The 26,412-nt window shown below is 44.4% G+C and carries 24 protein-coding genes; 11 read left to right on the forward strand and 13 right to left on the reverse strand.

What is annotated here, in order from left to right; translation table 11 throughout:
• From JWG44_RS18265 to JWG44_RS18315, 11 genes are all read left to right on the forward strand, one after another.
• Window positions 1-1,159: flagellar biosynthesis protein FlhA (locus JWG44_RS18265; protein WP_205276445.1), on the forward strand; the 1,159-nt coding region annotated here is incomplete at its 5' end.
• Window positions 1,160-1,210: 51 nt separating this feature from the next.
• On the forward strand, window positions 1,211-2,512 hold the full coding sequence (gene flhF / locus JWG44_RS18270; protein WP_205276446.1) for a flagellar biosynthesis protein FlhF: 1,302 nt from the start codon (window positions 1,211-1,213) through the stop codon (window positions 2,510-2,512).
• A 27-nt stretch (window positions 2,513-2,539) separates the two neighbouring features.
• On the forward strand, window positions 2,540-3,448 hold the full coding sequence (locus JWG44_RS18275) for a MinD/ParA family protein (RefSeq protein ID WP_118968875.1): 909 nt from the start codon (window positions 2,540-2,542) through the stop codon (window positions 3,446-3,448).
• A gap of 3 nt (window positions 3,449-3,451) precedes the next feature.
• Window positions 3,452-3,937 carry a hypothetical protein gene (locus tag JWG44_RS18280; RefSeq protein ID WP_205276447.1) on the forward strand — a complete coding sequence of 162 codons (486 nt, stop codon included), beginning with the start codon at window positions 3,452-3,454 and terminating at the stop codon, window positions 3,935-3,937.
• 157 nt (window positions 3,938-4,094) lie between these two features.
• A complete protein-coding gene (gene whiG, locus JWG44_RS18285) occupies window positions 4,095-4,895 on the forward strand; it encodes an RNA polymerase sigma factor WhiG (RefSeq protein WP_118968872.1) in 801 nt (266 codons plus the stop codon).
• Window positions 4,896-4,924: 29 nt separating this feature from the next.
• Window positions 4,925-6,913 carry a FapA family protein gene (locus JWG44_RS18290; RefSeq protein ID WP_205276448.1) on the forward strand — a complete coding sequence of 663 codons (1,989 nt, stop codon included), beginning with the start codon at window positions 4,925-4,927 and terminating at the stop codon, window positions 6,911-6,913.
• A gap of 8 nt (window positions 6,914-6,921) precedes the next feature.
• On the forward strand, window positions 6,922-7,281 hold the full coding sequence (locus tag JWG44_RS18295) for a hypothetical protein (RefSeq protein WP_205276449.1): 360 nt from the start codon (window positions 6,922-6,924) through the stop codon (window positions 7,279-7,281).
• Window positions 7,282-7,329: 48 nt separating this feature from the next.
• On the forward strand, window positions 7,330-8,394 hold the full coding sequence (locus JWG44_RS18300) for a hypothetical protein (RefSeq protein WP_205276450.1): 1,065 nt from the start codon (window positions 7,330-7,332) through the stop codon (window positions 8,392-8,394).
• Window positions 8,394-8,675, forward strand: coding sequence for a DUF370 domain-containing protein (locus JWG44_RS18305; protein ID WP_069607657.1), 282 nt, complete (start codon window positions 8,394-8,396; stop codon window positions 8,673-8,675). The genes JWG44_RS18300 and JWG44_RS18305 overlap by 1 nt, the downstream gene beginning before the upstream one ends.
• Window positions 8,672-9,235, forward strand: coding sequence for a guanylate kinase (locus JWG44_RS18310; RefSeq protein ID WP_205276478.1), 564 nt, complete (start codon window positions 8,672-8,674; stop codon window positions 9,233-9,235). The genes JWG44_RS18305 and JWG44_RS18310 overlap by 4 nt, the downstream gene beginning before the upstream one ends.
• 563 nt (window positions 9,236-9,798) lie before the next feature.
• Window positions 9,799-10,161: a hypothetical protein gene (locus JWG44_RS18315; protein ID WP_205276451.1), complete on the forward strand. Its 363-nt coding sequence runs from the start codon at window positions 9,799-9,801 to the stop codon at window positions 10,159-10,161.
• A 119-nt stretch (window positions 10,162-10,280) separates the two neighbouring features.
• Here JWG44_RS18315 and JWG44_RS18320 read toward each other — a convergent pair whose 3' ends face one another.
• The 13 genes from JWG44_RS18320 to JWG44_RS18380 all read right to left on the reverse strand — a co-directional run bounded on the left by JWG44_RS18320 (window position 10,281) and on the right by JWG44_RS18380 (window position 26,272).
• Entirely contained in the window at window positions 10,281-10,670 is a 390-nt protein-coding gene (locus JWG44_RS18320; RefSeq protein WP_205276452.1) for a TOBE domain-containing protein, read from the reverse strand.
• Window positions 10,671-10,682: 12 nt separating this feature from the next.
• Window positions 10,683-11,330 (reverse strand): periplasmic-type flagellar collar protein FlbB, encoded by a 648-nt coding sequence (locus JWG44_RS18325; protein ID WP_205276453.1) that lies wholly within the window; start codon window positions 11,328-11,330, stop codon window positions 10,683-10,685.
• Between the two features lie 158 nt (window positions 11,331-11,488).
• On the reverse strand, window positions 11,489-12,061 hold the full coding sequence (gene fliJ / locus JWG44_RS18330; RefSeq protein ID WP_205276454.1) for a flagellar export protein FliJ: 573 nt from the start codon (window positions 12,059-12,061) through the stop codon (window positions 11,489-11,491).
• Between the two features lie 4 nt (window positions 12,062-12,065).
• A complete protein-coding gene (fliI, locus tag JWG44_RS18335; protein ID WP_205276455.1) occupies window positions 12,066-13,430 on the reverse strand; it encodes a flagellar protein export ATPase FliI in 1,365 nt (454 codons plus the stop codon).
• Between the two features lie 597 nt (window positions 13,431-14,027).
• The gene (fliH, locus tag JWG44_RS18340) at window positions 14,028-14,951 is read right to left on the reverse strand and encodes a flagellar assembly protein FliH (RefSeq protein WP_002626492.1); all 924 of its coding nucleotides are present in this window, start codon (window positions 14,949-14,951) and stop codon (window positions 14,028-14,030) included.
• A gap of 3 nt (window positions 14,952-14,954) precedes the next feature.
• A complete protein-coding gene (locus JWG44_RS18345; protein WP_205276456.1) occupies window positions 14,955-15,923 on the reverse strand; it encodes a FliG C-terminal domain-containing protein in 969 nt (322 codons plus the stop codon).
• Window positions 15,923-17,623 carry a flagellar basal-body MS-ring/collar protein FliF gene (gene fliF, locus JWG44_RS18350; protein ID WP_205276457.1) on the reverse strand — a complete coding sequence of 567 codons (1,701 nt, stop codon included), beginning with the start codon at window positions 17,621-17,623 and terminating at the stop codon, window positions 15,923-15,925. The genes JWG44_RS18345 and fliF overlap by 1 nt, the downstream gene beginning before the upstream one ends.
• 884 nt (window positions 17,624-18,507) lie before the next feature.
• Window positions 18,508-19,647, reverse strand: a complete 1,140-nt coding sequence (locus JWG44_RS18355; RefSeq protein WP_205276458.1) for a peptidoglycan DD-metalloendopeptidase family protein — start codon at window positions 19,645-19,647, stop codon at window positions 18,508-18,510.
• A complete protein-coding gene (locus JWG44_RS18360) occupies window positions 19,640-20,638 on the reverse strand; it encodes an N-acetylneuraminate synthase family protein (protein ID WP_205276459.1) in 999 nt (332 codons plus the stop codon). Before JWG44_RS18360 ends, JWG44_RS18355 begins: the two co-directional genes overlap by 8 nt.
• Before the next feature lie 15 nt (window positions 20,639-20,653).
• The gene (locus JWG44_RS18365; protein ID WP_205276460.1) at window positions 20,654-22,609 is read right to left on the reverse strand and encodes an LTA synthase family protein; all 1,956 of its coding nucleotides are present in this window, start codon (window positions 22,607-22,609) and stop codon (window positions 20,654-20,656) included.
• Between the two features lie 9 nt (window positions 22,610-22,618).
• Window positions 22,619-24,733 (reverse strand): ferrous iron transport protein B, encoded by a 2,115-nt coding sequence (gene feoB, locus JWG44_RS18370; protein WP_205276461.1) that lies wholly within the window; start codon window positions 24,731-24,733, stop codon window positions 22,619-22,621.
• Window positions 24,720-24,974: a FeoA family protein gene (locus JWG44_RS18375; protein ID WP_205276462.1), complete on the reverse strand. Its 255-nt coding sequence runs from the start codon at window positions 24,972-24,974 to the stop codon at window positions 24,720-24,722. Before JWG44_RS18375 ends, feoB begins: the two co-directional genes overlap by 14 nt.
• The gene (locus JWG44_RS18380; protein WP_205276463.1) at window positions 24,971-26,272 is read right to left on the reverse strand and encodes an ABC1 kinase family protein; all 1,302 of its coding nucleotides are present in this window, start codon (window positions 26,270-26,272) and stop codon (window positions 24,971-24,973) included. Before JWG44_RS18380 ends, JWG44_RS18375 begins: the two co-directional genes overlap by 4 nt.
• Between the last annotated feature and the right edge of the window lie 140 nt (window positions 26,273-26,412).

The following is a 26,412-nucleotide window of genomic DNA, read 5'->3' on the forward strand; positions in this document are numbered from 1 at the left end:
CAAAGAACAGCTTGAGTCGATCGAGAAAAAAGAAAAAGAATCCGGTCAAGATCGCAAGCCGAAAGACTTTTACGAAGAACTCAGGACCGATCCGATCGAAATCGAAGTCGGTTATCACCTCATACCGCTCGTCGACGCTTCTCAAGGGGGAGCGCTTCTGGATCAGATCAGCAACCTTCGTAAAAAATTCGCACAGGACAACGGGGTCGTCATTCCTCCGGTAAGAATATTAGACAATCTTGATCTTAATCCGGATACATACTCGATCAAGATCAACGGAACCGAGGTCGGAGCCTCGACCGTAAAACCGGACAAACTCATGGCTCTCAATACGAGTCCGGGAAATGCGGAAGCGATCCAAGGAGAAGATTTCTTGGAACCATCCTTCGGGCAAAAAGCGAAGTGGATTTCTTCCGAAGACAAGTCCGAAGCGGAAGCAAAGGGTTATACGGTCGTCGACGCTTCGACGGTGGTAGTCACTCATCTCAAAGAACTTCTTGCTACACACGCATCCACGTTGCTCGGTCGAGAGGAAGTCAAAAAACTTCTGGATCATTACAAGGCCACCTATCCGACTCTTGTCAACGAGCTGGACGCGGACAAACCGGGTAACTTGGGAATCATTCAGCAGGTCTTGCAGAATCTTCTCAGAGAAGGATTGGGGATTCGAAATCTTGTTCCGATCTTAGAATCGATCGCGAACAATCTTTCCAAGTATCAGAATCCCTATATTCTCACGGAACTCGTCCGTCAGTCTGTCTCTAGGACTGTGGTTCGCGACTATCTTTCGATGGACGGTAAACTCCGAGTGATCACATTAGAGAGTAGAATTTTGGATCGTCTGAACAAGTCGATCACTCAGGACCGGATCGAAAACAGAGATGTCCTTTCTCTTCCTCCCGATTTTTACAGAAGACTCGTCGACGGAGTCGCTGAACTCTATCGAAACTTTAGAACCGAAGGAAAGTTTCCGATCTTTGTGGTCAACAGGGAAGTAAGACTTCCCTTTTCTTACCTTCTCGCAAAGGAATTTCCTCCCCGCAATTTCGGAGTTCTTGCCTATGAGGAAATTCATTCTTCCGTGGATTCCGTGATCGAAGCGGAACTAAAACTTCCCCAGGCTCAAGCCGCGGCGGCGGGAGTGGGAGAAGAAGCATGAAATCATTAGAATATTCGATTTTTCTAAAGCTGAAAGATCAAGGAGCCAAACATGGAGTTTGCTAAAATTCGCGGTAAAAGTTATCAAGACTGTTTGATGGAAATGAAAATGAAATACGGTCCCGAAGCGACCGTGATCTCCCAGACCGTAGTTACGGAAGGTGGAGTGATGGGAACGGGACTTCTCGCAAAAAAAGTCATCGAGATTCAGATCGGGATACCCGAAAAACAGGCTTCTCGTGAAAAGATCGAACGAAAACTTCAGGACTTAAAGGATCTTCTCAAACAAAAGTCTTACGCGGCTCCGGAAAGAAAGAGAACTCTTCAGACCTTAAAACCTCTTTCTCGGACTCTCGAAGAAAAGGAAACCGCGACTCTGGCTTCGGAAGACAACTGGGAACTCGAGGAGATCACGACCGAACCCGAAAGAGTGGGAATCTCCTTTGAAAAAGAACTCTTGGATCGCACTTCTCGAACTTCCAAAGAAACGTCCCCCGTTCGCGGGAGGAAGGATTCTCCGCTCACAAGGCTTGGAGAACGATGGGTTCGCGAAGGTATGAGCCAAGTTTATGTGGACGAGATTCTTTCCAAAATCGAAGAAAGACTTTCTCCGATCGATCAAGGTCGTAATCACACGGTTAGCGAAAGAGCGATCGAGGTTTTGAAAGAAAGGGTGAGTGTGGATTCCGATCTTTTTCGAGGTACGGGAAAGAATCAGAGAAAGGTAGTCTTTTTAGTGGGACCGACGGGTTCCGGAAAAACCACAAGTGTTGCCAAACTTGCGGCAAAATATTTCCTTCATATGGGAAAATCCGTTTCGCTTTATACGACGGACAACTATAGAATCGCGGCGATCGAACAACTCAAACGTTACGCAGACACGATGGGAATGCCGTTCTATCCCGTAAAAGACATAAAAAAGTTTAAGGAAACTCTCGCCCGCGACGGATCCGAACTGATCCTCATCGACACAGCGGGTTATAGTCATCGCAACTTGGAACAACTTGAAAGAATGAATTCTTTTCTTTCGTGTTTTGGAGAAAAGGACTCCGTGGAAAATCTTCTTGTCCTTTCCGCGACTTCTTCCTATCATCATACAAGTGCGGTATTGAAAGCCTATGAGTCTTTGAACTATCGAAGAATTCTTCTCACCAAATTGGACGAAGCAGATTTTTTAGGTGGTTTTCTCGAACTGGCCGATACATACTCTAAGAGTTTCACATACTTCAGCGTTGGTCAGGAAGTTCCTTTTGATATTCTTCCTTCCGATAAAAAGCTCTTGGCTGAATGTGTTGTAATTCCGGAGAAAATTGCTGAGCTGAGAGGAGAAGTCTTCACCGTTGCCGGTGGCTGATCCGATCAGGCTGGAAAGAGGTAAAGAATGGACCAGGCGACTCATTTACGGAAACTCACCGAGGGGAACACGAGTCTAAAAGTTCTGTCATCCAGAAAGCCCACGACTAAGATCATCGCGATCGCGTCCGGGAAAGGAGGGGTTGGTAAGAGTACCATCTCCGTCAACCTCGCTATCTCTATGGCGCGAGCCGGACAAAAGGTTCTCGTATTCGACGGGGACTTGGGTCTTGCAAATGTAAACGTAATTCTCGGGATCATTCCCAAATACAATCTCTATCACGTAGTCAAGGGCCATAAGAGCCTCAAGGACATCGTAATCCAGACTCCGGAAGGAGTGGATATCATCGCGGGGGCTTCGGGTTATTCCCAACTCGCGAACCTAAACGATACACAGAGAAACACCCTGATCAAAGGTTTTTCCGAATTAGACAATTATGATATCATGATCATCGATACCGGAGCCGGGATCAGTTCGAACGTGATCGGTCTTACACTTCCTGCGGACGACGTGATCGTCGTCACGACCCCGGAGCCGACTGCGATTACGGATTCTTACGGACTGATCAAAGCGATCGTATCCCAGAGTCGGGATAAGAATCTAAAGATGGTTGTAAACCGAGTAAGAAGCGCGATCGAAGGAAAAAAAGTCGCCGATCGAGTGATCGATATCAGCGGACAATTTCTCGAAGTCAAGGTGGAAAATCTCGGATTTATCTTTCAAGACGAGGAAGTGGAGAAGAGTATTCGGGAACAAAAACCGTATATCATCAATTCTCCGAAAAGTAAGGCGGCGGCTTGTCTGAATCGTATAACGTATTCCCTTTTGAATCAGGAGATGGAACCTCTGGAAGACGCCGGCATCAGCGGATTTTTCAAAAAATTCTTCAACTTTATGGACGTCCGAGAAAAAGAACTCAAAGACGACGAAGAATAGTCCTTGAACCTCCAGGTTTTATTTATCGCAGTTTTCGCAGTCATTGCGCTCATCGTCAGTCCGATCTGCGGATTTCTCGCAGGGAACCAAGTCGGTCATATCGTTTTAGTCTCCATTCTTTCCACCTTCGCTTTTGCAATTTTCGGTTTTGGAGTACATGCGATCTTAGAAATGAAAGTCCCCGAGTTCTTGGATTTTCTTTCCAATCTTACCGGAGAGTTTTCATCGGCTTCTTCCGGTGACGAAGGTTCTGGAGCCGCCGGGTTTCGGGATTATACAAGCCAAGCCGGAGATTCCGAGTTTGCAACCGCTTCCGCAGACGGTCCTTCCTCATCCGAAGTCTTTGCTTCTTCCACTCCGAAACGCCAGAAAAACGGTAACTTTGGAGATCATATCATGGTCGAAAATATAGCGATCAAAAACGAACCAAAACTGATGGCCGAAGCGATCCGTACGATGCTTGCAAAAGACGACATGGGAGAAAAGTAACAATTTCTTTCCTAAATACCGTTCAAAGCGGTCAAGAACTGCAATGAGACAAAAAACTGCTTGATTTCCCTGTTTTTGCCTCAAAAAATGCTATTGCAATTTTCTGAGAAGCTCGACACTTTAGAATGAAGGTCAAGGTTTTTCCAGATCCGAGCTTATGTCCAAAAAGTATGATAAATATAACCAGCAGGATGAGACGGAACTATGGAAATCCTATCGGGATACCAAAGATCAGGACATCCGAGCTTACCTCGTAGAGAAATATTCTCCCTTAGTCAAACACGTTGCGGGTAGAATCGCAATCGGGATGCCGCAGAACGTCGAGTTTGACGATCTTGTATCTTACGGAGTTTTCGGACTTCTCGATGCGATCGAAAAATTCGATCCGGACAGACTCATCAAATTCAAAACCTATGCGATGACTCGGATTCGAGGAAGTATCTTCGACGAACTTCGATCGATCGATTGGATTCCAAGATCCATCCGTCAAAAAGCAAAACAACTCGAACAGATTATCGGAATGTTGGAGAATAAAGAAGGCCAACAGGTGGACGACGAGGCCATCGCGAAAGAGTTGGGGATTTCGATGGAAGAATACAATACTCTTCTCACCAAGATCAGCGGCACCTCTCTCGTCTCCTTAAACGATATCTGGTTTCTCGGCGACGAAAACGACGAAGTTTCTTTTATGGAAACTCTCGAATCTCCGATGAACATGAATCCGGATACGATCATAGAAAAAGAAGAGATCAAAAACGTAATCGTAGAAGCTATCAAAACCCTCCCGGAAAAGGAAAAGAAAGTCATCGTATTATACTATTATGAAGATCTCACTTTGAAAGAGATTGGAGAAGTTTTGGAAGTAACCGAATCTAGAATTTCCCAACTTCACACAAGAGCGGTTTCTCGTCTGAGAAGCAAACTCGGCAAAGTGAAATCCGTAATCACCCGTAAATAAAGAATTTATTTACCAGGACAAAAATCTATATGGGTTCCCTGATTCCATTCTTAGAAGACCAAAGCCGGGAACTGGATCGAATCCAGAAAGAGCAGGTGGAGGTCTACGGGGATACTCTTGAAAATTCCCTCAAACTCGCCGCAAAACATCTTAAAAAACAAATCCACGAACTCGATTACGTGGTTCTCAAACGGGGAAAGAAAAAACTCTTCGGTCACGAACCCTGGCATATCCGGGTTTCGATTCTTCCGGAAGATAATTTCTTAGACGAACTCACCGAACTCGACAAAAAATTGACCGGAGGTTCCGGAAAGTTAGTTTCCAAGGATCTCAAAGAATTCATTCAACCTAAGGACAAGGACGGAAGATCTCTTGTTCAAATTTTCAGAAACGGAGTTTATCTTACCGTTTTCCCACCGTTAGGCGAAGGTCGTCGTGTGGAGATGGAGGAAGTGACAAAAAAACTTTCTCTAAAAGGTGTTTCCATAGAAGACGAAAAACTCATTCGCAGGCTTGTAAAGGATGCGAAAGGAGAAGCGGAGATGATCTCGGAACAAAAACCGAGACAGGGAATGGAAGCCAAGATGATCTTGGATATCACTCCCGATAAGATGAAAGCCAAGGTCACCATTCTTCCCCCAAGACCGGGAGGAAGAGATCTGGACATGAAAGACGTAGTCAATCATCTCAAAAACGCGGGAGTCAAATACGGATTCAAAGAGGAAGAGATTCAAAAAAGACTCGAAGAAGAATATTTTAATCAGCCCTTTCTTGCCGCGGAAGGCGATTATCCGATCAACGGAAAAAACGCTCAAATCATCTATCACGTTCGAACATCCAAAAACGTTTCTTTCCGAGAGGACGAATCGGGAAGGGTCGACTTCAAAGATCTCGATCTCATCGAAAACGTGGTAGTTGGTCAGCTTCTCGCGGAAAAAATTCCCGCAGAAAAAGGAAAATACGGACGAACTCTTTTTAACGAACTTCTTCCCGCAAAAGACGGAGTGGATACGGATCTCAAACAAGGAAAAGGGACGATTCTTTCGGAAGACAGAAGTAAACTCACCGCCGAAGTCAACGGCCAGGTAGTCTACGCAACCGGAAGATTGTCCGTGGAAACCGTCTACCGAGTTAACGGGGACGTCGGTATCAAAACGGGTAACGTCACATTCTTAGGTTCGATCGTGATTACGGGTAACGTGGAAGATAATTATTCCGTAAAAGCCGCGGGCAATATCGAAATCTACGGAACCGTTCAGAAGGCCAGAGTCGAGGCGGACGGCGATATCATCATACGCCAAGGAATCTCCGGAAGAGAAGAGGCTCATATCGAGTCGACGGGCGGAAACGTAATCGCAAAGTTTATCCAGAGCGCGACCGTAATTACGGAGAAAGACGTTCTCGTTCAGGAAGGAATTCTTCATTCTTTCGTAAGTGCGGGTGGAAAGATTCTCTGCAACGGAAAACGCGGACAAATTGTGGGCGGAACGGTGCGTGCATCCGAGTTGATCGGCGCCAGAAGTATCGGTTCCTCCGCAAACCCCGCGACCGAACTCGTGGTTGGGATCGATCCAAAAGTCCTCAAACAGATCGCAGACTACGAAGCAAAGATGCACGAGAGTCAGTCCAAACACGAACAGGTTTTTAAAAGTCTCAAGACCCTCCAGGCGAGAAAAGAATCGGATCCCGCTTCCTTTACCGAGGATCATCAGAACCAATTGGTGAAGATGCAGAAAGCGGTCGAGAAACTCGATTCCAGAATTAAGGAGTTCGAGACCGAAATCAACAATCTCAAAAGTTATATGGAGGAAAAGTCCTCTCACGGTAAGATCAGCATCGAAAAGGTCCTCTACGGCGGCGTAACGATGAAGATTCGAAACTCCGATTTTAAAACCCGGAACGAGATTAAGAACAAGACCTTTGTGGAAGAAAACGGAATGATTCGCCAGGTTCCTTACGAGGATCCAGATCCGGATAATAAAAAAGACTGGAGAAAAAAACGAAACCGTGGTAATTAAACCATAGGATGCGCCTCAGTGATACTCTTTTAGGCTATGGACAGGCTCCGGACATGATTCGGAGACAACAGGTGGAAAACCCTTTCACCATGCCCCATACGATCTCCGAAACGGCTCGGGTGGTAAAAGAGTACAACGATACCAGAAAATACGCGGTCGAATTGTACACCGACGTATTCTCCCTTTCTCCCGAATCCAGGGAAAGAATGGTTTCCGCTCGCAATCAGAAAATCGATCAGATCCGGGACAAACTCAAAACATACAAACCCGCGTCGGAAGGTCAGTCTGAATTGGTCACGTATTCTGCGGGCGGCGCAAAGGCGACTAACGCACCATCCAATCGAGGAAGAATCGAATTCTTCGCTTAATCTTATTTCCGTGGGAATGTTGTTGGAGACGGTTCCGGGGGAAAAGATATGGAGCTTTTTGCAGTTTTAGCGATCAACGCCGTCATTTCGGTGGTATTGTACTATACGATTACATCCAAGGTTACGGAGAGAATCCGGACTCACATGCTAAAAAAGATCAACGAAGAAATTCGGGATTTTGTGGACGAGTTGGAAACAGAATCGATGAGACAAGTGGATCTGATCGGTTCCCGAATTTTAACCTTTAAAGAAATGACTCTGAAAGCTGAAGAACTGGTCAAGAGGATCGAACAAGCCACGGCCCCGGGAATCCTCGATCCGATTCAAAAGGAAACTTCCGTTTTGAAAAACGATTCTTCCCCTTCCTACTTAGATTCTCAGTTTCAAGAAGCGCCGAAGGTTTTTGAAAAAAATCCGAATCCTCGCGTTTCCGGTTCCGTTCAACAAGGGATCGGAAATATCTATAAGGAGAATTTAGATCTGATCAAGGAAGAAGTCGAATTCGAAATTCCGAAATCACAAAAAGAGACTGTTGCACGGACCAATCCTTATTCTCAAAAGCCAGCGGTAAAAGTGCAAATTCCCAAAAAAGAAATTCCGGTTTCGAAAGGGAACGAAGCGGTAATTCCCGGTTCTACTTCCAATTTAGTTTTGGAAACGATCGGAAAGGGGGTAAGAAAGTTTTTTGGAATTCAAGAAATCAAAGCGGTTTCGGAAGAAGAATCCGATAGAAATGATTTCTTCCCCGGGACCAGAAATACTACCCTCGACATCTCTTTGAACGAAGATCCTTTTGCACCGGTCGCGGAAAATTCAAACGCGTTAGGCGGAACACCGGTCTTTAAGGACAATCTCAAATCGAAGGAATCCGATTTTGGAAGAATTCTCCAGGAGAATGTGACCGGTTACAAACCTCCGAAACCGGATTCCGCTAAAATTTCGGCGGAAGCGGCGTTGTTGGAAATCGGAGAAGACTCCACAAAAATCGAGAAAGTTGTTTTCCTTTTAAAAAGAAAATATTCTCATGAAGAAATTTCCGAAGTCCTGGATTTGGCGCTCGGAGAAGTGGATATCATAGAAAGATTCAGGTTAGACAGAAATAGGAGGTTCTGATGTCCCAGTTTAGCGTATTGAACGTAGGATTCGGGAATATCGTTCTGGTTTCTAAGATCGTAAGCATCATTCATTCGGATTCAGCGTCTGCGAAAAGAATTCGGAATGAAGCAAAAACAAACAACAGTTTGATCGATGCGACTCAAGGTAAAAAGACCCGTTCGATCATCGTGACCGACAGCAATCATCTGATTCTTTCCAATCTGAGAGTGGAATCTCTCACGAGAAGAATCGAGTCCCGCGATAATTCGATCGCATCCGAAGAGGAAGAACTAGACTGAATTCTCCCAAACTTTTTGTTCTCTCTTCCGTTGCCGGAGGAGGGAAGTCGACCCTGATTCAAAAACTGCGACAGAAACACCCGGAGATTTTGTTCTCCATTTCCTGCACGACTCGCGCACCACGCCCCGGAGACAAGGATGGTGTGACCTATCACTTTCTTTCCAGAGAAGAATTTGAAAAAGGCATCGCAGAATCCGCATTCTTAGAATACGCGATCGTTCACGATCAATATTACGGAACTCCCATTAAGTTTATAGAAGACGCTTTTCAAAAAGGAGCGTCCGTGATCATGGACATCGACGTCCAAGGAGCGAAGATCATCCAAGAGAAAATGCCTGAAAGAATCGTAACGATTTTTATTCTTCCGCCTAACGAAGAAGAATGGGAAAAACGTTTGCGCGGGCGTGGGACCGACTCGGAAGAAAATATTTTGAAAAGAATCAAAAACGGAAAAGCTGAACTGGCACGCCAAGACGAATTTAATTTTAAGATCGTAAACGACGATTTGGAAGCTGCTTTCAAAGAATTGGAGGAAATCGTTCTTACGAATTCGAAGTAAGCTTTTTGGAAAGTTTTTTTTGTGAAATTTTGTCGGAGTTCCGACGGGAAGTGTTGCAGAATTTTTTCTTGAAGAATTTTAATTTTCTGATATGGGTGGCTTTGTGGATTTTTCCCGCCACCTCTCCCCTCCACCCAAAATCAGCATAACCTTACCCACAAAGTGGACTGAATCTTTAAAAGAATCTGTCGGAACTACGACAATCCTCCGTGAAACGAAATCCCCGCCCTGTTTTTGGGTGGCGGGGCGGGTGGTGGGAGGCTCCGGGTGACTTTGCTCTATCATAAAATCAATATTTTGCAAGTAAAAAGTCTCGAATGTAGGAACTCCTACAAAAATTTTGATTGGATCGCCCTGATTCGAAATCGCTTTTTTAACTTGTGGGTAAGGTTATGCAAAATCAGGGTGGGCGCGCGTGATTTTTCGGCAAAGTCGTAGTTCCGACCGGGAGGTTTTTACGGAAGGACGTTTCCTCTTCAATCGGTTTTATGTTTCTAAGAAATTCCTTTCTGATAGCAAGCTCCCTTTTTTTCGTAACTTCCATTTCTTTAGGTGAAAAAAACATGAAGATGAAAGACTCTAAAGAATTTCTAAAACGTTTAAAAGAAATTCCGAACCTATTCCTGGAATCGAAAAAGTTAGCTGAAAAAAATTCTGTCACGGATCCATATCCTTATCTGGAAAGTCTTACAAAGGAATTTAGGGAGGCGAGAAAGTCTTACCAGATTGGAATCCCTTATCGACACATTGCGACTTGCTCCACTGGAGAACATCGATTTGTAGAGGTAAAATACGAAGTTTTTATCTTCGCCAAAGGTAAAGAACTGAAATTTTCAATTTTAGAAAGTAAACTTCACGAAATCGAAAAACATCGGGATCAGTTTTTTAAGGAAGAAGAGAAAATCTTAGACAACTTCCATCTGTGATTGTAAATCCGACCTTGATTCGATCCTGAAAATCGAGGAAGTCGAATTCTTATTTTTCCAAATTCTGTTTTGAGTCGAAAACCTAAGTCGTTTTTTTATTTCGAATCGGTCTTTCTACGTTATCTGCAATCGGGTGAATCGACTAAAATAAAGGGCATCGAAGTCGCGACCCCGTTCGCTTTGAGTTCGCGGTCCTTGAGATAAAATCCGCAAACCGAAACGGAACTTCCCACCTGGACGTTGGAAATCAAGGACGGAGAATCCGAATCTAACGCGACCGGTTTTCCGGAGAAATAAACCACAAAACGAATCGAGTTTCCTTTGTATAAAATTTCGGAAACGGTTCCCGCGATTTGGATCGTCTTTCCGAAGGCTGCGGATGGATTGGAGACTAATTCGTATCCGCTAACTTTCGGAGGAGGCGAGTTTTTTTTCTTTCCTAAAACCGGAAGTGTTGCCAAAAGAAAAAAAATACAAAGAAGAATTAGAACTTTATGATATTGTCTCATCGTTTACTCCGTTTATGGATTTGTTTCGACCGCGTCGTCGGGAATTCCGGGTGTTTTGATTCCGCCCGATCTACTCAGCCATTTGTTAGTGATCATAGCTCTTCTGTCCGCCGGAAAAAGAGTCAAAAGATAAGTCGTGATCGTGGGCCTTCCGTCGTCTTCCGCATCCTTATCCATCTGAATAAAGACGTCGATGATGTCTCCGTCCGGCCAGTTTAAAAGCATTCCGACCGCCGAATCGGGAGGCATGTTCCCAACCTTATCCGCGAGAACTTTGACCAGCTTCTGACGACTGTTCTTTTCCGCTTCGGTGGATTTCATGTCCTTCTCTTTTGTGATAAGGCCTTTTCTCATCTCTTCGAGTTTTTCCATCTCGGCTTCGAGTCTTGCTTTTTCGGTGAGGAGTTCGGCTTTTCTTTTTTCCAACTCGTCCAATTCTTCCGCGAAACGTTCTTGTGCTTTCGTAAATTCCAATTTTTGAAGTTCGGAAGGGGATTCGCTGTCTTGATTTACGAGACCCGGTTCCTTTCTGAGGAAAGGAAAAATTTCGGATGCGTTGATGATTTGAAAGTAATCAAAAACAAAAAAACCGATTCCCAAGAGGAAGAAGATAAGAAGAACCAGATAGATTGCTCTTGCTTTGTCGCTTAACGATGCCATATTAAACCTTTAGGTCGATCCGGTTCCTATTGATCTTATTTTCCAATTGTTCGGCCTTTTCTTGAAAATCGGTAATTTTTCTCTGAAGGCTAAGCATAGAATCCGGAGGAACCGAAGAATTTCCCGATGTCGCGTTCAAAATTTTTTGAAAAAACGACTCATTTTTTGAATCGTTCGTAGAGCTTTTTAAGCTCTGAGAGCCCTGCGTCGTCGTTTGCACTTTCAGGGTTTGTTCCCGTATCGAATGTAAAGATTCTCGGAGGCGGTTCAGATTGAGTGGATTCATGGATTTCTCTCCATTGGATGGATTTTAGCTGATTGTAATGTTCTTCGAGCTCGAACTTTTCTTTTTTGAAATAGAGCTTTCTATATTGTTTGTATTGATTGTCTTTTAGAATTTCCAGGATCTTTCGATCCTTCTGAGCAAGAATCAACTCTGTTCTTTTGGAATCGAGCTCGGGCTTTTTTTTATCGATATCCGATTCTAAATTCTCATTTTGAGTGATGAGAGAACGAATATAACCTTGGTGCAATTGATAGTCCCGTAAAGACGCTCCGCGAAGAGAATAAGATTCTCCCGTGAGGAGATCGATCTGTTTCTCATTCTCCAGAATCTCGTTTCGAATCTGATTGATTTCACCCGCGACGAGGGAGAATGCTTTGAGTTTTTCGTCTTCCTTTTTCTTTCTAAGATTGAGGACGGGTTCTAAATTGAATGCAAAACGTTTCAAAGGATTAGAATTCCTCGTCTTCTTGTTCTTCTTCTAAGATTTCTTTGAGGCCTTTGACGGCTTGTGCAAAGGTGCTTCTTTCCTGGATCCTTTGTTTTAGATAACGATCGATCTTGTCCTTTTTTCGGATCGCCATATCGACTCTTGGATCGGAACCGGAGACGTAAGCGTTTAGACGAATCAATTCTTCAGCTGAGTTATAAACGCTGATGAGTTCTCGAATCATTCCCGCTCTTAAGTTTTGATCCTCCGGTGCAATTCTTGCCATAACCCGGGAGAGAGAAGCAGGGACGTCCACGGCGGGATAATGATTTCTTTCGGCGAGTTTTCGACTGAGGATAATATGTCCGTCGATATAACCCCGAACCGCATCGGCAACGGGGTCTTCCATTTCGTCGGCTTCGGTGAGGACTGTGTAAAAGCCCGTAATCGTTCCTCCGGATTTAGAAGTTCCGGAACGTTCTACTAATTTTGCAAGTTTGGAAAAGACGGAGGAACTAAAACCTCTTGTGATGGGAGGTTCGTGATTTGACGCTGAAATTTCCCGATTGGCTTGGGCGAATCTCGTCAAAGAATCCATCATAAGGTTTACGTGTTTTCCTTGGTCTCGAAAGTATTCCGCGATTGCGGTTGCGAGGAGGGCGCAGTTGACCTGTTCCATCTTGGGAGAATCGGACGTTGCGGCGAGGACGACGGATTTCTGAAGTCCTTCTTTCCCGAGATCCAATTCTATGAATTCGTTTACTTCTCGTCCGCGCTCTCCGACGAGCGCGATGACGTTAACGTCCGCGTCCGTGTAACGGGCTATCATTCCTAAAAGGCTGGACTTACCGACGCCGGAACCGGAAAAAATTCCGACACGTTGTCCTCTTCCTATGGTAAGAATTCCGTCGATTGCACGAACTCCGGTCATAAGAATATCTCGAATGATCGGTCTATCGAGAGGATTGGGAACCTCTGCATCCGGTGGACGTTCTTCCTTTGTGATAATATGACCTTTTTTATCGATCGGTCTTCCCACTCCGTTGAGAACCCGACCTAGGAGTTCTTTTCCTACAGGAATGGAGAGTTTACGGCCGGAAGAAAAAACAAAGGCTTCGGGATAAATACCTTCCACCGGTCCGAGAGGCATGAGAGTATAGACGTGCCCTTCAAAGCCGACAATCTCGCACTGGAGATAACCTTCCTTTCCGCTTTTCTGAACGTCCATGAGTTCGCCAATTTTAGAATCCGGAGGGCCCTCCGAATAAATAACATTTCCTGAAACACGAATTACCTTTCCCGATTTTCGGATCGTCTCCGTGCGATCCATGATCAGGAAGTATTTGGACATTACGTCGATTTTCTCGTGAAATTTTTTTTCAATCATAGAAAGACCGGAATTAATCTCTTGGTATCTAGGAATTGTCGGAAAGTCAAGTATCTATGTGAAAATAAAAGAATTATGTCTCTAAGGAAAGAAAACGACTCTGAGATGAATTCGTGATTCTTTCGGGAGAGATTCTTGTCGGAGATACGACGATTTTCTGTGGAAGTCGCGCGCCCCACCCTCGTTGGGTGGTGGAGGCGGGTTGGCGGGGAAAAATCGGTGGAATTTCCCTTAGCACAAAAAGAGCAATTTGTAAAAGCAAAAAAACGAGCGCTCTTTTTGTAGGAGTTCCCACGAGGTTTCACATTCTCTTTGCCAGTTGGAAATAGGCTCACAAATCTCCTTTTCCACAAAGTAGATTTTAAATCGCAAAAGTAGGAACTCACACAATCCGTAAAAGACAGCCTTAATTTCACTGAACACCTCCACTTCTTCCAACCTTTTCGGCATGCTGTGGGAACTCCTAAAAAAAGAAAAGATCTCCCGGAGAACCCGGGAGATCGATAAGAAGGGAGAAGAATGTCTTGGTTAAAAACAGATTCAGAAAAAAGAGAAAGAGAGGAAGCTCCAAAACTTCCCTCGAATAATTTCCTATTTTTAGATCGGCTCCGCATTTCGAATTGCTTCCTCGATTTCTTTGAGCTGAGTGGAAATTCTCGCGTCGATCGCTCCAACGTCGGTCTCGATGATAACTCCGCCTCGATCCACCCGCGAATCTTCGTAGATATTGACCTTGCGAAGAGATTCCATAAGTTTGATGAGTTCGTCCTTGTGCGCCGTCGTGAGTTCCAAGTCTGCGAAGTTGACTCGGATGTCCACGCGGTCTCTGTCCTTGATTCTCTTTAAGGCTTCTCTAATATTGTTGAGAACGATTTCCTTTCTCTCTATAATTTCGTCTTTGATGACCTTACGAGCGATGATCAAAATCATTTCGACCATCTGTTTTTCGGAGGCCTGGATGATCTCTTCTCGAATGTCGATCGCCTTACCGACGATCGTTCCCAAACGGTCGATAAGCCTTCTGACTTCTCCCTGACCTTTTTTGAAACCGACTTCTCGTCCTGCGTCATATCCTTTGAGATAGGCCTCGTGTTCAATCTCCGCGACCTTCATCTCGGCTTCCTTGATCATTCTCTCGACTTCCATCTTTGCGCGGTCGAGAATCTGTTCCGCTTTTGCCTTGCCGGTATCTTCTTCTAATTTAACTTTTTCTTTGGAATCCTGGATCATCTGAAAGGCGCGTTTGCGTCCTTCTTCTTCGATCTCTTCCGATTTTCTTCTCGCGTCTTCGAGAAGTTTACGAACCTGTTCTTCGTTTTCTTCCCGATAACGACTCAGTTCGGCTTCAATCTCTTCGATCGAAGGTCCCTGATATTGTTCGATGATATTCCCTTCTTGGTCTACCTCGAACTCTTCGGCGTCCTCGTCTCTGTGAAACTTTTTGTATTTATCAGGAATTGCTAATTCTACCTGATCTTTGATGTCTGCGATTTGAATCGGTTTAAAGACGAGTTTGGCCATCGGTTAAGTCGCTCTCCAAAATTTGATACTTCCTTCTTCGATCTCTTCCCTGAGTCTCTCGAGAATTCCATTCTGAGCCGTCTCCATCTCCGCAAGGCTGATCGGACCCATGGAATCCGATTCCAGACGAATCGAGGCACTCAATGCCGGTTCTAATTTTTCAAGAATCCGGAGTTGGATTTCCGTCTCCGTACCTTTGAGTGCACAGGCGAGAACGATCGGATGAAAGGAAGAGAAGAACCTGTTCAACGGTTCTCTTTCCAAGAATAAAAGATCCTCCATCCGAAAGAAGTGTTCAATTATATTTTCGGCAAAACCAGGTCTCTTCTCGCGGATTCGATCAAAGATTTTTTGAGAATCTCCCGGATTGAGTCTTCCCAAAAGGTCCGCAGCCTTTTTTCCCCTCTGATTTCGAGTCGGAAGGCTCTTTTCTTCGAGCGCTAAGGCCTCAAGTTTGAACTTGAGAAAACGCTCCAGACGATTCTTCTCGTATTCGCTGGAAAGGTCGAGATCGTGAATTTGAATCAGGATTTCTTCCTTCCGGGATTCCGGAAAGTCGTTTAACACCGAGGCGGCCGCGTCCGGTTCTCCAAAACAGAGAACCAAGGCGATCATGTCCGAATTCTCACCCGAGACGATCCTGGAAATTTCTTCCGCGTTTTTTGTCTTTAGCTCTTGTAAAAGATCTCTTTCTTCTTTTTCTTCTCTGAGGAGGGCTTCCAGTTCTCGGATCAAGTTGAGACTTTCCGGATCTATATTCTCCTCTTTCTGGATTTTAGAAAGAGACCCCAAGAAGGAAGAGAGAATCTCTCTCTCTTCTTTGGAATCGGGTTTTCCCGTTTTGTGAAACGTCTCGAGAAGTTTCCCCGTCGTCTCCGGACCTAAGTGACGGTAGACTTCCGGAGGGAGATGTTCTCCCAGAATCCGGAGAAGGCTTCCCGCTCTATTCTGTCTGGAGGACAGGGAATTCATCAGCTTGCTTCCTCTTCAGAGAGCCAAGTGCGGAGAAGTTGCGCGACTTCTTCCGGTTTTTCCCTTGCGAGGTTGATCGCGTTTTCGAGAAGTTCTCTTCGATACTTTTCGTCGAGTGAGAGTTCGACTTCCGCTCCGCCTTCGTCCATCACTCGAAGGGCCGCTTCTCTCATCATCTGTTGTTGAGCTGCGAGTTCTTCTTCTCTGAGTCTTCTTCTTCTTGCGATCTCTTTTTTAACCGCTCTGTAAACCAGGATGCTTACGATCAGGAGAAGAATGATGATCAAGGATGCGATGATCATTTGGCGGATCGCCTTTTGTTTGCGGAGTTCTTCGTCTTCCGCCGCAAACTGAGCCGATCTGTCTTTCGGAATCGTGATTACTGAAATCTGATCGCCTCTTGCCTTATCGAGTCCGACTGCGGCTTCGAGGTTTTTACGAATCTGTCTGAGTTCGTCGTCGGAGATGGGAACGTATTTGCGTTCGTATCCGGTTCCGTCTTCTTTCTCTTTCTTTTCCCACATTCCGTCGATCACTACGGAGAGGTTGATCTTTTCGACTTTCCAAGGTTGTTTTTGAACTTCGGAAACTCTTCTGTTGAATTCGTAATTGTTGATGTTTTCGGATTTGCTATATTCGGATTTTTGATAGTCGGTGTCTTTGTAGCCCGGAGGAATGTTAGGTTCGGTTCCGGCTGGTCCGTCCGGTGTGAAACCTCTTCCTTTAAAATCTTCTTTTGTTTCCTTGGAGGAAACTTTCAAAGAATAACCGTCCACGAGTTTTAATTCCGAATAAGGAGTATTTGGGTTATCGGGAATCGCAACAACGGGAGACACTGAGTTGTCTTTAAAGGATTCTTTGTCCCAGTTTAAGTTGTATTCAAAACGAGTGATATCGACTCTTTCTTCGCCGCCGAGCAACCAACGAAGGGTGTTTCTCATGTCGATCAATCTCTGGATTCTTTGTTCTTCTCCGATTCTTAACTTTTCTTGAACGATTCTAAGTTCGAGTCTTTCCTTTTCCAGGTCTTCTTCGAAGTCGCTGATGATCTTTCCGTCCGCGTCCGCGACGCTTACGTTTTCCGGTTTTAACTTAGGAACGGCTCTGGAGATTAAGTTTACGATCCCTTTGACTTCTTTTCTGGAAAGGGATTCCACACCCGGAATGTAATGGAGAATTACGGAAGCTTTAACAGGCGATGCGTTTGAGCTAAAAAGTTCGTCTTCGGGAAATGCGATGTTGACGTATGCCTTGTCAACCGAACGAAGTGTCATCAAGGATTGTTCGATGGCTCCTTTGAGAGCTCGATACTTTTTGATGTCCTTGTCAAACTGGGTTTCCGTGAATTTATCTACGTTAAAAAGTTCCCAGCCTTGAACCCCCGCGGGAATCAAATTTTCCTGCGCGAGTTTGGTCACGATCTCTTGTCTCTGTTCCGGGTCTACGGTTACTATGCTTGTATCCGAGGTTCCGTAAGGATATCCAAGTGAATCCAGTTTTTTTGTGACCTCGGCGAAATCTTTGCTCGTGAGGTCTTTGAAGAGGACGACTCGGTTTTTTTGCAGAGAAATCGTAGAAAGGATTCCGATCGCTACGATGACGGTTAACGCGACTCCTCCGAGGATGAGCTTTTTGGTCGTGTCCAGGGTCGTGAAAAATTCCCGAACGTTATTAATGATTTTCTGCAACTGCTCTGGCATAGCGGATCTCCACCGAATTTACAATACGGGACATAATCAAATATCGGAAAGAAAGTACAATCCCTTTTCAAATTTTTTTAGAAAATTTTAGATTGGTACACAGATGTTAAGCGTAGCGAAAGCGTTGCATTCGGCATTTTGAATGTGTTTGTGAAACGTGTTTGTGTACTCAATCTTTGAGTAGTGGTTTTTCTGGAAAATTTTGAGATATAAATTTGGAAGAGGGGATTAGTGATTACATTAGAATTCAATGAAATACGAATTTGCTCCTTATTAAGAGAATCGAGGGATCCAAAGAATTGTTTTCTTTGAAGATTTCCTTTTTAAGAATGGAATTTGAAAATTATACGCCGTTTTTACGTGTAGTGTGGATTTTCTGATGCAGGAGTTTTTGCGAAGAAGATTTTTTGAGGACTAAAACTACAAGGCCCGATATTTCGATTTTTTTTCTTTAAAATTTTAAACTTCCTCAGCTGGAAATGTCTTAAAGGTGCAAGGGGATCTTAAAAAGCGCGGAGTTTGTGTTTTGATTCGAACGTAAAGGGTTCGTCCCATGCCAGTCTGGCGCTAATAAAAGATAGCGACGAGTTTCACAAAAATGTGGGAACTCCCATGAGAATTTATCAAAATTGGTCTGTTGCGAAGGCGCCTAAACCGATAGAGACGTAATCTGTGGGAACTCCTGCGTTTTAATCGACCAATCCGGAGAAAAATTATAAAAGTCAGAATGAAAGGGCCCTTGTAATAGCTCCTACAAATTTCCTACTAAGTTTTAGACTGAGATCTAACAGAGAATTTATACCCCGGCCGATTTGTTTGAGACCTTTCACTTCCTTGAAAATTATTTTTTTCCAGTTCTATATTCAAAAAGAGAATCGATATTCTTAATCTCCGCCGTTTCGTTTAAAAAAGAACTGCAACAACTTGCGAACCTGTGTCGGAGAAAGTCCATTCCCGAAAAATTCTCCATCCACCCAGATTTCGAAGTGAAGATGAATGTTGTCCGTTGTGCCCTTGGCTTCTTCCACCAAACCCGAGTTACCGACTGTTCCTAGGCTTTCCCCTTGTTTGATTTTACTTCCCACTCGAACGTTGTTTTTGATCGAAGAAAGATGATTGAAACTCGTCATCACTCCGTTTCCGTGATCGATCCAGACCTGTCTTCCTCCGAAATCTTTTTCCACATACGTTACAGTTCCTTTATGCGATTGTGCGGTATGATATTCGTAATCGGCAAGCGTCATAGGAGAATACGAATGATCCGCGCGTACGACGATCCCGTCTCCCGGAGCCACCGCTTCGTCTTCAAAGGTTAGATTACGAATTTGACCTTCTATATCTTTTTTTTTGTATATATCAATTCCCTTATGCACTCCGTTTCGATAGACCCGAGGGGCGTTTGGAAGTTGAAAATCAAACGTGGGAATGAGTCCGCCGGTCACGGGAAATGAATATCCTCTGAGACGATTTTCGATTCCGTTCAAAAGTTTCTGATTGAGAAAAAGTTTTAGATCGCTGATTACTACGCCGCGTTCGGTCGTATTCGGAAAAAGAATTCTTACCACGGAAGCGTCCAGACTTTCGAGTTTGTGAAAATTGACGAGTTCCACTTTTTCATTCGTAAGAATGGTTCTCCATTCGTCACGGATCAAAACCTGAATCTCGTATTTTTTTACGGCTCTCTCTTTTCGAAAAAGAGGAACCGTGATTTCAAGACCGTTCATCAGACGTTTCGAACCGAAGTCCACGATGATCCATTCGTTTCCCGGTTGATTGGAAGAATACCAATGTGTCTGTTGATCGGAATCAAAAAGATTAAAACCTCCATATTCGGCTGAAAATGCGGAGGATACGGAATAACTAAACGGCGCGGTCGTCCATCTTCCAAAGTCGATAAAGTCCACTTCGGACCCGAAGTTTCCAAAATTGGGAGCGCCTACGATCGACGCTGTGGAAAGTAGAATCAAAAAAAATATTTTTGATAAGCGAATTTGATATTTGTAAATTATGAAATTCTTATACATGAAACGGCTTGCCGGGTGTCGTTTTGAGATGTTTTGCGGTTTCGATTTCCCAGGAATCCAAAAAACCGGAGCTTTTTTGCGTAAGATCCGGTCTGAGCGCGATCGGATCTCCGTTTTTATCCGCGTATAAAGCTCTTCTTCCAAAAAATCTTCCACTCGTTTCTTCTTTCCAGGGCTTCTTTTCTCCGTTTCCCCTCATCTTCCAGGCTAGAAGCGAAGAATCGCAGAGTTCTTTGAGTTCTTTTGGATCCACCGAGATTCCGTGATCGGGTCCGTCCAAATTCTTATCCAACGTAAAATGTTTTTCGATCATAGTCGCTCCCAGCGAAACGGCGCTCGTCGCGGCGACACTTCCCCCGGTATGATCGGAAAATCCGATCGGAAACGCATAAAGATTTTGGAATGTTTCTATGATTCTCAGATTGGCCTTTTCGGGAGGAGTCGGATAGAGGGAGACACAATGTAAAAGACAAAGTTGGGTCGTTCCTTCCTCTTCCAAAAAAGAAACGGCTCGGTTGACTTCAAAAAAATCCGCGGCGCCTGAAGATAAAATTACGGGAAGTTTTGTTTTAGCCGTCTCTCTCAAAAGAATCTTGTTTGTAACGTCCCCGCTTGCGATCTTGATCGCGGGAACTTTCAAACTTACGAGGAGTTGAAGGGAACTCACGCAGAGGGGAGTGGAAAAAAAAATCAATCCTTCGTCTTCCGCAGCCTTTTGAAATTTTCTGTGCATTGCTTCCGATAGTTCATATTTTTTGAATATATCCACGAGGACTTTCGCGTCCGGATTCGCGACGTCTATAAATTCTTCAGTTACATAGGATTGAAACTTCACGGCTTGGACTCCGGCTTTTTTGGCGGCGGCGATCGTTCGTTTGCCGATCTCTTCGTCGTTGTTGTGATTGAGTCCGATTTCGGCGACGATTACGGGAGGGTGTTCGTTTCCGACGATCACGTTATTTGAGATTGAGAATTCTTTTTGAAATGTCATGGTTTACTTCGTTTTCTAATTTTTTGGCGGATATATAAGATTTCGGCTCATCAGCTCATAACTTAAGTTCCAAAATGATTTTGCTTTGATATGATACGATTCGCATTTTACGGGATTGTTTTTACATTCTTCGGTTTCTCCGATTCGAGGCGTGATGGAAAAGGAAGAATTTCGGATCTTATCGGTAAAACTATAAAAGATCCAGTTGTCTTCGATCCAACCGAAAAGATTCCCGAATGCAAAATAGGCGGTTCCTCCGCTTAGCCCCGGATCCAAGAGGTCTCTTCCCATCGCCGAAAATCGAACCTTCTTTCCGACGATTCCAAGGATGGTTGGAATGACGTCGAGTTGAGAGGAAATTCTTGAATCCATCCTGGGAGTGATTCTTCCGGGAGCATAGATCAAGAATGGAATGTTCCTGTCTTCGAAGTAGTCTAGGTTTCGATGGTGCGCGTGATCTCCCACAAAGACAAAAATTGTATTCTTAAAATACGGAGCCTTTCTTGCCTTTTGTAAAAAAGAATAAATCGCCTCGTCTGCATAGTGATAGACGTTGAAATAGTCCGCTTCCTCAAGCTCATTCGAAAAAACTTTGTCGCTCGGGTTCGGCGTTTGATAAGGATAGTGTGTCGTCAGGGTCAAGGTTACGGCGAGGAAAGGGGATTTCTGAAGCATTAGGGTTTCATGAAGTTCGCTTAACAAATCACCGTCGTAATAACCCCACGGGCCCGGTTTGTATTTTTTGAGGCCGTCGAAATGTTCCTGACCTATAATCGTGTCGAATCCCCAGTGCGGGAAAAGAAAGTTCATGTTGTCAAAACCCACGTCTCCTCCGTGAACAAAGAGGGTTTGATAGCCGATCGATTTTAATACGGTTCCCAGTCCCCCGAAACGACTGAGAACGAGGGGACTTCTAACGACCGTCAATCCGGGACCGTCCGGAATTCCGGTTAACGTGGATAAAAGACCGTTGGTGGTTCTTCCTCCACTGGCAAAAAATGATGTAAAGTAGACACTTTCTTTAACGAGTTCTTCGAAATGGGGCGCTACTAACTTTCCCTCGGGGCGAAAACTTCCGTTCGAAAATGCGTATTTTCCGGTCCAGCTTTCCAGGAGAATCAAAACGATGTTAGGCGGTTTTTCAGGATTTTTTTCTTCCGTTTCACGAAGAAGAGGATACTCCCGAGAGATGAATTTTGCTCCCGGATATTGAATCTCCTTTTTTACGGTTTCGATCGCCTGCGCATACGGGACGACCAAGTTGGGAGGAATGGATTGATTTTTTAAATCCATGATCGAAGTAAAAACTCCGTTGAGGGCCAATTGGTTTATTAGATGAGTCTTCGACGTCATCGCGTCGCTCGGCCTCAAGGGTCTGGGCTGAAATCCGCCACGAATTAATAAGAAGATAAGAGGCGGAATATAGAGAAGTTGAAAAAGTTCTTTTTTTCGAATTTCAGGAATATAAACATAGTATGATTTTTGAATATATCTAACGGTTGTGAGAGGAAGAGCGGTGACGATGAAAATCGTCGAGACAAAGGCCAAAATCGGATTCCCAACAAAAAAAGATTTGAGAATCACAAAAAATTCTACACCTAAAAATACAAATCCTTCGTAACCCAGGTGTTTGTTTGTTTCTCCGAAATAGAGAATGTCTCCCACGAGGTGGGCGATGGCCCAGAAAAAAAGAAGAATCGGACCGAGTCCCCAGAAAAGAGTATAGATCCTCCATCGATTGAGAGGATGCAACGCGGAAAGAATCAAAAAAGGTCCGAGGAGCATGGCGCAAACGGAAAGGTCGAATCGGATTCCTACTAAAAAACTGAGGATAATTTCCGAAAACGGAGCTGATTCTATTTTGGAAAAAAAAACTCCCAAAAAAAAGAGTCTGTAGACTAGGAAAAGAATCAGAAATCCCGAGGTGTAGGCCGAGAAAATCCTGAGATTTAAAGGCAATTTTTTAAACATCGATCCGATTTAGGAAAACAAATTCCAGGTCTGAAAAACGAGAAAAGAAACGGTATATGCTAAAATTGTCATGTATCCAAAAAGAAACAAAGGCCAGAACATGGAATTAGTTTCTTTTTTTACGACCGCGAGTGTGGACATACACTGACAGGCAAACGCGAAAAAAAGGAGTAAACTCACCGAATTTCGTAGTCCCCAAACCGGTTTTCCATTTTCATCGACGTCTTTTCGAATCGCTTCCTTGAGATCGTCTTCCGATTTTTCTCCTCCGACTCCGTAGATGATGGAAAGGGTCGATACCATAACCTCTCTCGCGGCAAAGGAAGTGATGATTCCGATTCCCATCTTCCAGTCAAAGCCGATCGGTTTTAAAACGGGTTCCATAAATTTTCCCATTTCTCCCGCGTAGGATTCTCGAATCTGGATTTTTTTTACTTCCGATTCGGTTGAGTTCGGAAACTTCGAGGCGTCGATTCTCGGATAGTTTGCGAGGAACCAAAGAAGAATAGAGATAAAAAGAATGAGTTTTCCCGCCGTGCTCAAAAACGCTTTCAATTTTTTGAATACTGTAATTCCTAAACTTTTGAGAGAAGGGGTGTTGTATGCGGGGAGTTCCATCAAAAAGTAAGAAGAATCCGATCGAAAAAAAGTCTTTTTAAAGACCAGAGCGGCGAGCATCGACGCGATCATTCCGAGTAGAAAAAGTCCGAGAAGCGCCAATGCCTTTATGCTGAAAATTCCCCAGACCGCGCCGGCGGGAAAAACCGCACCAATAACGAGGATGTATACCGGATAACGCGCCGAACACGTGATAAGCGGCGAAACAAGAATGGTTGTGATCCTGTCGGCTTTATTTTCGATCGTCCTTGTTCCCATGATCGCAGGAACCGCACAAGCCGCCGAGGATAAAAGTGGAATAAACGATTTTCCGGAAAGACCGAACTTACTCATAAAACGGTCCATCACAAACGAAGCTCTCGCGATATAACCCGTCTCTTCCAAAATTCCGATAAAGAAAAACAAAAGACTGATCTGCGGAATAAAAACGAGGACGGCTCCGACTCCTCCGATGATCCCTTCTTGTACGAGCGATCGTAACGGACCTTCCGCAAAATAAATTCCTACAAAAGTTCCTACGTTCTGAACGTTTGACTCGATCCAGTCCATCGGAACTTCGGACCAGGTGAACAAAGCTTGGAATACGAGAGCCATGATTCCCAAAAAGGAAAGAACTCCCCAAAAAGGATGAAGAAGAATCCGATCCACTCCGGAAAGGAGGCTTTCGTTGTTAAGCGAAGTTCCCGAGATCGCAGAACCCAAGACTTTTTTGATATAGATCGATTTTTGGGTCAGTTCTTCCAGATAGGTAAACTTCAGTTTTGTTTCCGCAAGCCGTTCTTTTACAAACGTTTGCGATTTTTCCGGAAGGAGGGAAAGACCGGGGAGCCCTTTTTGTAAGGTTTCTCCGGAAAGTTCTTTGAGCGCGTTTATCAAAACGAACTTTAGAGAATTGGAATCTTCCGAAGAGAATGATTTTAAAAGACGATGGACGAATTTTTCGCGCTCGTTATCCCACTGAAAGGATTTGATCGGAAGACGAAACGCGCCCGGAGAAACAAGAAGACTTTTTAGCTCCTTGATTCCTTCCCCTTTTTTCGGATTTACGTATTGAAATAAAATTCCGAATTCACGCGAAAGGACGTCGAGATCAAGACTGACCCTTTTTTTTTCCAGAACGTCTCTCATCGTCACCGCGACCAAAACGGGAACGTTCAATTCTAAAATTTGAAGTAAAAACTGAAGGGATCGTTCCGCAAGAGAAGCGTCCATTACAAAAAGAATCCGGTCTCCTTCTTCGTGAGCAATCAAAACGCGACTTGTGACTTGTTTGTCTTCCGCGTTTCCGCCGAGACTAAAGGCGCCCGGAAGGTCCAAAACCTTTAGGGAATTTTCTCCGTGTCCTAAAATCCCTTCCGCTTTTTCCACGGTTACGCCGTGATAGTTTCCGGTTTTTTGTCTAAGTCCTGTTAGGCGATTGAAGAGGGTAGTTTTACCGCAGTTCGGATTGCCCGTCATTAAAACCCGGGATGTTTTCGAATTCGTGTCTACGTTAGAATGACCCATTTTTGACGTCTCCTATTCGGATCAATGCGGCTTCTCCTTCTCGGATCGCAATTTCGACTTCGCCCGCCCTAAGGATAATTTTTTTTTGAGATTCGTATCTTTCCAATACGAGAACCTTCACTCCCGGCAAAAGTCCGATGTCTAGGATGTTTCGAAAAAGATCTTCTTTGTCGGGTTCGTGGACGAGAGATACGATCGAGGCTTCTTGACCTTTTTTCAATTCGTTTAACAAAATGGTCATATCAGAAATTTTTCTCGGTCTCGGATGAGATCGATATCGGGAGCCATCGTCTTTACGTATCGATCAAAGTATAATATCTGTTTGATCAGAAGTCCGAATTCTTTCGGAATTTTGAGCCCGTTGCGAAGGGAAATTTCACGGAACTCGAAAAGGATCGCGTTTAATTTTTTATCGTCGAGAGATTCCAAATCTCCCATCTGAAGTTTCATCACCATTTCCGTCATACGCGAGAAAACCGCTTCCAAATCCTTGGAAAGTTTTTTCTCGTCGATTCCCTTCGCCGTGGAATCCATCTGGATCAAACCTTTCGCGATTTTTTCGGTTCGATTGAGGCTTAAGCCCTCTAAAAAGATCATCAGGCCGTCCCAGACTCGAGGCGAAATTCTTCCCACGATTCCGAAATCGATAAAACCTACGGTTCCGTCCCGAAGAATCATTAGATTTCCTGCATGTACATCCGCGTGAAAAAAACCGTTTCTCGCAAGAGTGGAAAACCAAATTTCCAGAGCCTCGGTCAGGGTTTTTTGAGGATCGGAAGAATATCTTCGGATCGATTGTTCGTCCGTGATGGGCGCCCCGTAAAAACGTTCCATCGTAAGAATTTTTTTCGTCGAAAGTTCCCTGTAAACTTTCGGAACCCTCGCCCTGGTTTCTCCCATAGAAAGAAGTTCTCTTTCAAATTCTTCTATGTTATCGGCTTCTTTATAAAAATCAATTTCTTCTAATATAGAGCTCTGGAACTGTTCGACCATATCGGAGATTCCGGATTTGCTGAGACCCGGCGCGAACCTTTCAAAAAGAACGGAGGCAAAGTAGATCAGATTCAAATCAGCCGACAATGTGGCTTCTATATCCGGTCTTTGGACCTTGATTACGACGTCGAGTCCGTCTTTTGTAACGGCAGCGTGCACTTGTGCGATGGAGGCGGAGGCGATTGGGATCGGTTCGACGCTGTAAAAATGATCGGTGAGTTGACCGCCGAGTTCTTTGCGGATGATTTTTTCGATCGAAGAATAGGGGATCGGACGGATCGAGTCCAAACATTTTTGCATTTCGTTTACAAACTCGTCGGGGAACAAAGAAGGAGCCGAAGCGATAAACTGACCTAATTTGATATAGGTGGCCCCGAGGTCTTCAAAGGCTTCCCTGAGTCGGATGGGAAAGGTTTCCAAAGAACCTCCGCCCAAAGCGAGATCTTTTAAGAGAAGAAGGGTTTTTGTAGAGAATACAAAACCGCTGTTTAAGATACGGGAGGCACCGCCAAAACCCATTTTCAGGGAATCAAAAAATCCGGCCATATTCACAAATGTTTTGAACTTCCTTTCAAAAGACAACTACAGAAAGGAGGCTTAAAAAATGGGCGTTGTCTGCGAGAGGAAACCGCTTTTTTGTTTACGAACGAAGCCAAATTCTGATTATGACTAAATAAAATACACCT

The sequence above is a fragment of the Leptospira ainazelensis genome (assembly GCF_016918785.1).
Classification (GTDB): domain Bacteria; phylum Spirochaetota; class Leptospiria; order Leptospirales; family Leptospiraceae; genus Leptospira; species Leptospira ainazelensis.